The sequence below is a fragment of the Acidimicrobiales bacterium genome (assembly GCA_035316325.1).
In the GTDB taxonomy this organism is placed as follows: domain Bacteria; phylum Actinomycetota; class Acidimicrobiia; order Acidimicrobiales; family VFJN01; genus DASXTK01.
The window spans coordinates 21,172-28,535 of the sequence record DATHJB010000079.1; the positions used below are offsets into that span (position 1 = coordinate 21,172).

At 75.2% G+C, this 7,364-nt stretch carries 5 protein-coding genes; 2 read left to right on the top strand and 3 right to left on the bottom strand.

Annotated elements, in window-relative coordinates; genetic code table 11:
• Positions 1 to 75: 75 nt before the first annotated feature.
• From VK611_11400 to VK611_11410, 3 genes are all read right to left on the bottom strand, one after another.
• On the bottom strand, positions 76 to 642 hold the full coding sequence (locus VK611_11400) for a hypothetical protein (protein HMG41929.1): 567 nt from the start codon (positions 640 to 642) through the stop codon (positions 76 to 78).
• A gap of 54 nt (positions 643 to 696) precedes the next feature.
• The gene (locus VK611_11405) at positions 697 to 1,095 is read right to left on the bottom strand and encodes a hypothetical protein (GenBank protein ID HMG41930.1); all 399 of its coding nucleotides are present in this window, start codon (positions 1,093 to 1,095) and stop codon (positions 697 to 699) included.
• A 128-nt stretch (positions 1,096 to 1,223) separates the two neighbouring features.
• Positions 1,224 to 2,069, bottom strand: coding sequence for a hypothetical protein (locus tag VK611_11410; GenBank protein ID HMG41931.1), 846 nt, complete (start codon positions 2,067 to 2,069; stop codon positions 1,224 to 1,226).
• A 132-nt stretch (positions 2,070 to 2,201) separates the two neighbouring features.
• Here VK611_11410 and VK611_11415 point away from each other — a divergent pair, with 132 nt between their 5' ends.
• Both VK611_11415 and VK611_11420 read left to right on the top strand, forming a co-directional pair.
• Positions 2,202 to 6,401 carry a BTAD domain-containing putative transcriptional regulator gene (locus tag VK611_11415; protein ID HMG41932.1) on the top strand — a complete coding sequence of 1,400 codons (4,200 nt, stop codon included), beginning with the start codon at positions 2,202 to 2,204 and terminating at the stop codon, positions 6,399 to 6,401.
• A 107-nt stretch (positions 6,402 to 6,508) separates the two neighbouring features.
• Positions 6,509 to 7,279, top strand: a complete 771-nt coding sequence (locus tag VK611_11420) for a GNAT family N-acetyltransferase (GenBank protein ID HMG41933.1) — start codon at positions 6,509 to 6,511, stop codon at positions 7,277 to 7,279.
• Positions 7,280 to 7,364 lie beyond the last annotated feature (85 nt).

Here is a 7,364-nt window from a genome sequence, read left to right on the forward strand (position 1 = left end):
CCTCCCTGTGTCGCACGGTAGAGGCCGTCAGATTCCTACGTAGTTGTTTCGGCAATGTGTCGCAATGACATCCCTTCAATGAACCGGGATGTCGCTGCCGGGCGTCCTCACCAGGAGGAACGCGCCGTTGCTGAGCAGGTGCAGCTCCAGTCCCAACGCCGCGAGGCGGGGGCGCTGGCGGCGCAGCAGGGCGACGAGCGACCGCCCGTCGGCACCGCCCGCGGCGCGGTACCCGTCCTCGACGACCGCTCGGGCCACCGGGCGGCCGAGCTGGTTGACCAGCGGGAACAGCACGGCCCACTGGCGGTCGGTGAGCGCCGCCCAGCGGTCGCTCACCCGGAGGAGGCCGTCGCCGTCGATGCGGACGCCCTGCGTGGCCCGGAGGTAGCGGTCCAGCACGACGGTGCGGCGCTCCTCCAGCTCGACGGGGTCGACCGGGGCGCGCACCCAGTCCTCGATGGGTTGCGCCGGCACGGGTGGCTCGGCCCGCTCGGCGACGGCCAGCACGCGGGGCAGCCCGATGCGGTCCAGCCGCAGGCGGAGCACGTCGTCGGCGGGAAGGTGCAGCACGGGCACGTCGGCGGTCGACGCAGGCGTCGCTGCCGGTGCAGCCGCTGTGGCACCGCGGAAGGGGGGTTGCATGGGTCTCCTCGTCGATCGGAACGGTCGGTCCCGGCGCAAGGCCGGGATGTGCCGTCAGATCGGAGGAGCTCGGCTGGTGGCCGCCCCGGCGGACGCTCGGCCGGAGGGAGCCGGCGACGCGTCGTCGGCAGCGCCGAGCGCCACCTCGCCCCGGAGCCGCTGCGGCACGGGAGGGGTGGTCGCCTTCGCGGACCAGACATGGCGTGAGGAGGTGCCCGCCCGCGACAACGCCAGGCGCGGTCCGGGATCGGCGGGGGAGTGGGGCCCGGGCCAGATCGTGGCGACGTCGTCCAGGACCGGGCCGGAGTCGGCGGCCGGACCGCCGGCCGCGCCGGCCAGCCCCAGCGTCGCCCCGAGCAGCGCCGCCGTCAGGAGGCCCCCGGCGCGCCGGACCGCGACGCGGCGTCGCCCGCCGCGCCATGCCCAGAGCTCCGCCGCCTGCCGTCGGATCACAGCCCTCCTCGGTCCGGCAAGATCCGCCACCCTACCCAGGTCAGCGGGGTCGAGCCCCCTTCTGCCGGCCGGGCGCGGCGGTGCGGCGGTGGCCCGCCTGGCCGCCGCCGCACCACCTGGTCGGGGGGTCAGGCGACGCTGAACTCGGTGACCATCCCCTGCGTGAAGTGGGGCGGGGCGTCGGCCGCCGGGGGTGTGTCGAAGCTGGTCGTGCCCATCGGGATGAAGCAGACCGCGATGTAGTCGCCGGGCTCCAGCTCGGCGACCGAGTACCCGTCGGTGCCGGGGGCGGGGGTGGCCGGGGCCCCGACCGGGGTCACCAGCGACATGGCCTCCTCCTCGGGCAGGGCCAGCAGCTCCTCGACCGGCTGGGTCACGCCGTCGTTCTTGCGGAGGAGCAGCAGCTCGTGCAGCTCGGTGCCCTCGTTGGCGAGCTCGAAGCTGACGACGCCGGCGTCGACCTCCGCAGGGATGCCGTCGAAGGAGTAGTCGCCGAGCGTCACGTCGACGGTGGCCCAGCCGCAGTTGTCCAGGTCGAACACGTGGAGCGCCTCCTGGGCGGCGAGCGCGTCGGGGGTCTCGAACACGGCGAAGTCGCCGGACTCCTCCAGGTCGGTGAGCGCCTGGTCGAGCACCGCGATGTCGGCGCCCAGCTCGTCGGGCGCGGCGTCGATCAGCTGGGTGGCCAGCGGTCGCATGGTGTCGGCGGCGTACCCCTTCACCGCCGTGGCGATCTCCTCCGGGCTCGCGGTCTCCCAGTCGACCTCGGGCTCCGGCGCCGTCTCCAAGCCCAGCTCGGCCTCGCAGTAGGCCGCCAGGTCGGCGCCGCCCCCGCCGCTGTCGCTCTCGGGGGTCTCGGCCGTCTCGTCGGCGGTGGCGTCGTCATCGTCGTCGTCGCCACAGCCCGCGGCGACCAGCGTCACCAGCGCCAGCGCCGCCGCAGCCGCTCCCAGCCGGTATCGGTGTCCGTACATCGTGCACACTCCCTGTTCGAAGGTTCCGGGGCCGACCCTGGGGCCCGCGGGTATCAGCCGGGGGGACGTGCCGGTATCAACCCGGTATCGGTCCGGTTGACCACCGTGTGCGCGGTGTCGACAATGCCGGCGGTGAGCATCAGGGTGCTCGGCCCGCTGGAGGTCGACGGTGACGGCGTGGGCCTCGGTCCGCGTGACCGGGTCGTGCTGGCTGCACTGGTGCTCCGGCGGGGCGAGGTGGTGGCCCCCGACCGGCTGGCGGACGCGCTGTGGGGCGAGGAGCCGCCGGCCTCCGCGCCGAAGGTGGTCCAGGGCTGCATCGCCCGTCTGCGCAAGGCCCTGGGCACGGCGGCGATCGAGACGACGCCCAGCGGCTACCGGTTGGCGCTCGCCGGCGACGACCTCGACGTCCACCAGTTCGAGGACCTCGTGGAGCGGGCCCGGGGCCAGACGGCGACGGGCCAGCCGGAGCGGGCGGTGTCGACGCTGTCGCGGGCGCTGACCCTGTGGCGGGGCGACCCGTTCCCCGACCTCGACGACTGGCCGCCGGGCCGCAACGAGGCCGCCCGCCTCGACGAGCTGCGGCGCACCGCCGAGGAGGACCTGCTCGACGCCCGGTTGGCCGCCGGCGAGCACCGGGAGGTGGCGGCCGAGGGCGAGGCCCGGGTGGCCGAGGAGCCGCTGCGGGAGCGCCGCTGGGCGACCCTGGCCCTGGCCCAGTACCGCTGCGGCCGGCAGGCCGACGCCCTCCGATCGCTGCACCGGGCCCGGCGCACGCTGACCGACCAGCTCGGCATCGACCCGGGCCCCGAGCTCGTCGCCCTGGAGGCGCAGATCCTCCGCCAGGACCCCGAGCTGGCGGCGAACCCGGAGTCGCTGCGGCCGCTGGCGGAGGAGTGCCCCTACAAGGGCCTGGCCGCGTACGACGTCGACGACACCGACACGTTCTTCGGCCGCGACGCCGACGTCGCGGCGTGCGTCGAGCGGCTGGCCGAGCACCCCCTGCTGGTGATCGCCGGCCCGTCGGGGTGCGGGAAGTCGTCGCTGGCCCGTGCGGGGGTCGCACCCGCCCTCCAGCGGCAGGGCCGGACGGTGGCGGTGTTCGCCCCGGGCCCCGACCCCGAGACGGCGCTCACCAGCGCGCTGGCCTCGGCGTCGGCGGATGCGGTGCTGATCGTCGACCAGTTCGAGGAGCTGTTCACCCTGGCCCCCGGGGCGGGGCCCGCCTTCTGCCGGCGGCTGGCCGACCACGCCACCAACCACGCTCCCGTCGTCGTGGTGGTGCGGGCCGACCACCTGGCGGCCCTGGCCGGCGAACCGGCCTTCGCCCGGCTGGCCGAGCGCGGGCTCCACCTCGTCGGCCCGCTGACCGGCGACGCCCTCCGCGAGGCCATCGAGGGCCCGGCCGCCCGAGCCGGCCTCCGGCTGGAGGACGGCCTGGTCGACCTCCTGGTGCGCGACACCGAGGGCGAGCCCGGCGCGCTGCCGCTGCTGTCGCACGCGCTGGCCGAGACGTGGCGCCGGCGCGACGGGCGGGTTCTCACCGTCGAGGCCTACCGGGCGACCGGTGGCATCCGCGGTGCGGTGGCCCGGTCGGCCGATCGGCTCTACGAGAGCCTCCCGCCCGACCAGCGGAGCCTGCTGCGCTCGGTGCTGCTCCGCCTGGTGGCGCCGTCGCCCGACGGGGAGCCGGTCCGCTCGCGCCTGGCCAGCCGCACGCTCGGCGGCGACCCCGCCCGCGCCCGGGTGGTCCACCTGCTGGTGCGGGCCCGGCTCGTCACCGCCCAGGAGGAGACGGTGGAGCTGGCCCACGAGGCCCTGGCCCGGGCGTGGCCCCGCCTGCGCTCGTGGCTCGACGAGGACGCCTCCGGCCAGCGGATCCTGCGCCATCTCGTCACCGCGGCCGACGGCTGGGAAGCGCTGGGCCGCCCGGCGAGCGAGCTCTACCGGGGTGCCCGGCTGGAGACGGCACGGGAGTGGCAGGCGTCGACGTCGCCCGACCTCACCGACCTGACCGACCTCGAGACCGAGTTCCTGGACGCGTCGGACGCCCAGGCGACGTCGGAGCGTGAGTCCCTCGCCCGGCGGGCCCGCCAGCAGGCGCGGCAGAACCGCCGGCTCCGGGTGCTGCTGGTAGCGGCCGCCGTGTTCCTGGTGGTGTCGATCGTCGCCGCGCAGGCCGCCGTCCGGCAGCGGGACAGCGCCGAGGAGGCGGCGACGGTGGCCGAGGCCCGCCGGCTCGGCACGCTGGCCCTCACCGTCGACGACCTCGACCAGGCCCTGCTGCTCGCGGTGGAGGGCCACCGCCTCCACGACTCCAACGAGACCCGCACCAACCTGCTGGCGGCGCTCAACCGGCGACCCCAGGCCATCGGGGTGATCCGCCATCCCGACGGTGGGGTGTTCCGGGAGGTGGCGGTGACCGCCGACGGGCGCTACCTCGCCGCCGGCGACATCCGGCGGGGCCTCTACTTCTACGACGCCGCCACGCTGGAGCCGGTCGCCGAGGCGCTGGGCGGCGCCGAAACCGGCCGGGCGCTGGCGGCGCTGCCCGGCTCCGACGACGTCGCCATGGCGGTCTACCCCGGCGACGACCAGGGCCTCGGGGAGGGCGCCATCCGGTTCTTCGACGCCGCCACCGGCGACGAGGTGCGCGAGCCGTTGGCGGGCCTGCCCCTGCCGGCCGACGCGACCGGCACGGCCTCGTCGCTGGCCGTCAGTCCCGACGGCCGCTACGTCGCCGCCAGCGTGATCGGCAACCCCGACCAGGGCGCCGCGCAGCAGCTGATCTGGGACCTGGAGGCGCCGGACGCGCCGCCGCTGCGGGTCGAGCACGGCGTCGACCTACCCGTGGTGGCGTTCACCCCCACCGGCGACCTGGTGGTGGCCGGCGAGTCCGACTCCGTCGCCGGCGCAGCGCTGACCGTCGTCGACCCCGCCACCGGAGCCGTGGTCACGACCGCGCCGGTCGCCCGGGCACCCTTCGCCGTGAGCCCCGACGGTCGGACGGTGGCGGCCCGGCAGGGCGACCGCCTGGCGCTGTTCGACCTGGCCACGGGCACCCTTCGTCGGGTCCTGCCGACCGACGCCGGGCCCGTCGACCTGACCTTCTCCCGCGACGGGCGCTCGCTGACCGTCGCCGGCGAGGACCGCACCGTGGAGGTGTGGGACGTGGCCTCCGGGCGGCGGGCCGAGCTGCTGGAGGGCCACACCGCCCCGGCGACCGCCATCGAGCTCGACGCCGAGGGGCGCACCCTCTTCTCGGCCAGCCCCGATGGCACCGTGGTGGTGTGGGACCTGGCCGGCGACCGCCGCCTCGTCCGCCGGCTCAGCCCGCCCGCTGCTTCGCCGGACGCGCTCAACACCTACGTCACGCCGAGCCCCGACGGCACCCGGCTGGCCTACCGCTACTCCGACCAGGTCGGCACCGACCACTTCGCCCTGCGGGACTTCCCCGACGGGGCCCTGGGACCGGAGCTGCCGTCCGGGCACCCGTACGCCATCTGGCACGACTGGACGCCCGACGGCCGCCGCCTCCTGACCCTCGGCAACGACGGCACCGTCCGGGCGTGGGACCCGGCCACCGGTCGCCTTCTGGTCGAGCGACCATTGCCTTTCGACTCGAACGGGGGCTCCATCGGGTGGCGGCCGGGCGGCGCGACGATCTTCGTCGGTCTGCACGCCGGCGGGGTGGTGGAGCTGGACGCGGCGACGCTGGAGGTCGTCGGCGAGCCGCTGCGGTTCGACCGCTACGTGCCCAACGTCGACGTGAGCCCGGACGGGGAGCTGCTCGCCGTGGCGCAGTTCCAACCGAACGCCGTGCTGCTGGTCGAGCGGGCGTCCGGGCGGGTGGTCGCCACCGTCGACGACGTCAACGCCTCCTGGCAGCTCGAGTTCAGCCCCGACGGGTCGCTCCTGGCGGCCGGGGGCGACGACGGGCTGGTCACGCTCATCGACCCGGAGTCGGGCCGGCAGGTGGGCGCCCCGCTGCCCGGTGTCGACGGGCCCGTGCTGACCCTGGCGTTCTCGCCCGACGGCGACCGGCTCGTCACCAGCAGCCAGGGCACAGTCGAGCTGTGGGACGTCCGGCGCCGCCAGCGCATCGTCCGGGTGACACCCGGCGACCCCGGCCCGCCGCTGTTCGCCTGGTTCGCCGACGACGGCCGCACGGTGGTCGCCGCCGACGACCGCGGCGGCATCTGGTCGATCCCCAGCGAGCCCGACGCCTGGGTCGACGGGGCCTGTGCCATCGCCGGCCGCAACCTCACCCGCACGGAGTGGGACGACCTCCTCCCCACCCACCCCTACCGCCGCACCTGCCCCACCGCCTGACCCCCGGGCTGGAGCTGGTCGGCTCGCCGAGAGCTGGTCGCAGCGCAACACCAACGTGAGGGTGAACCCGTCGTCGGAGCGGGCCCGGGCTCTGGCAACCTTGCCTGGTGCGTGACTCGGACGTCGAGCGGACCACGGCGTTCGAGAACCGTTTCGCCCGGGCGCAGGCCACCGACGTCGTGGACCTTCCCTGGGGATTCGCCGTGCTGCAAGCGGAGTTCCCGCTCTCGGAGCGTCACAACCGGATCGCGGTCACCTCGGCCGCGCCTGCGGCGGAGGTGCTCGCGGCGGCCGAGGAGGTGCTGGGCGGAGCGGGTGTGCGGCATCGGTACGTGTCCGTCGCCGACGACGCCGTGGGCCAGGGCCTGAGTGCGGATCTCGTGGCCGCGGGCTATGAGCACGAGACGATCGTGACGATGATCTACTCCGGTGCGGAGGTCGAGCCCCCTGCGCACGAGGTGCGGGCGGTGTCGCTCGACATGCTGCGACCGGCGATCATCCGCGACTGGCGGGTCACGATGCCCGACGCCACCGACGAACATCTCGGCCAGCTCGCCGACCGGACCGCGCTGTACGCCCGCGGCGCAGAGCTGACACGGCTGGCGGTGTACGACGGCGAGGAGATCGCCGCCTACGCGGATCTGTACGTCGATCGTGTGGACCGCATCGCCCAATTCGAGAACCTGGAGACACACAAGGATTTCCGCCGTCGCGGCTACGGCGATGCGTTGATCCGCGACGCCCTGAGGCGGGGCCGGGAGGCCGGCAGCGAACTGTCCTTCCTCACCGCCGGACTCAACGACTGGCCGCATGGGTGGTACCAGCGCCTCGGCTATGTCGACGCGGGCCGAACGCACCACTTCAGCCTCCGTGAATGAGTGACGCGCGTCAGAGGAGGCGGCGGTGAACTGGTCGTGGTGGCGACGGCGTTCGGGTCTCCGGCGTCGACGCTGCGCCGGGCGG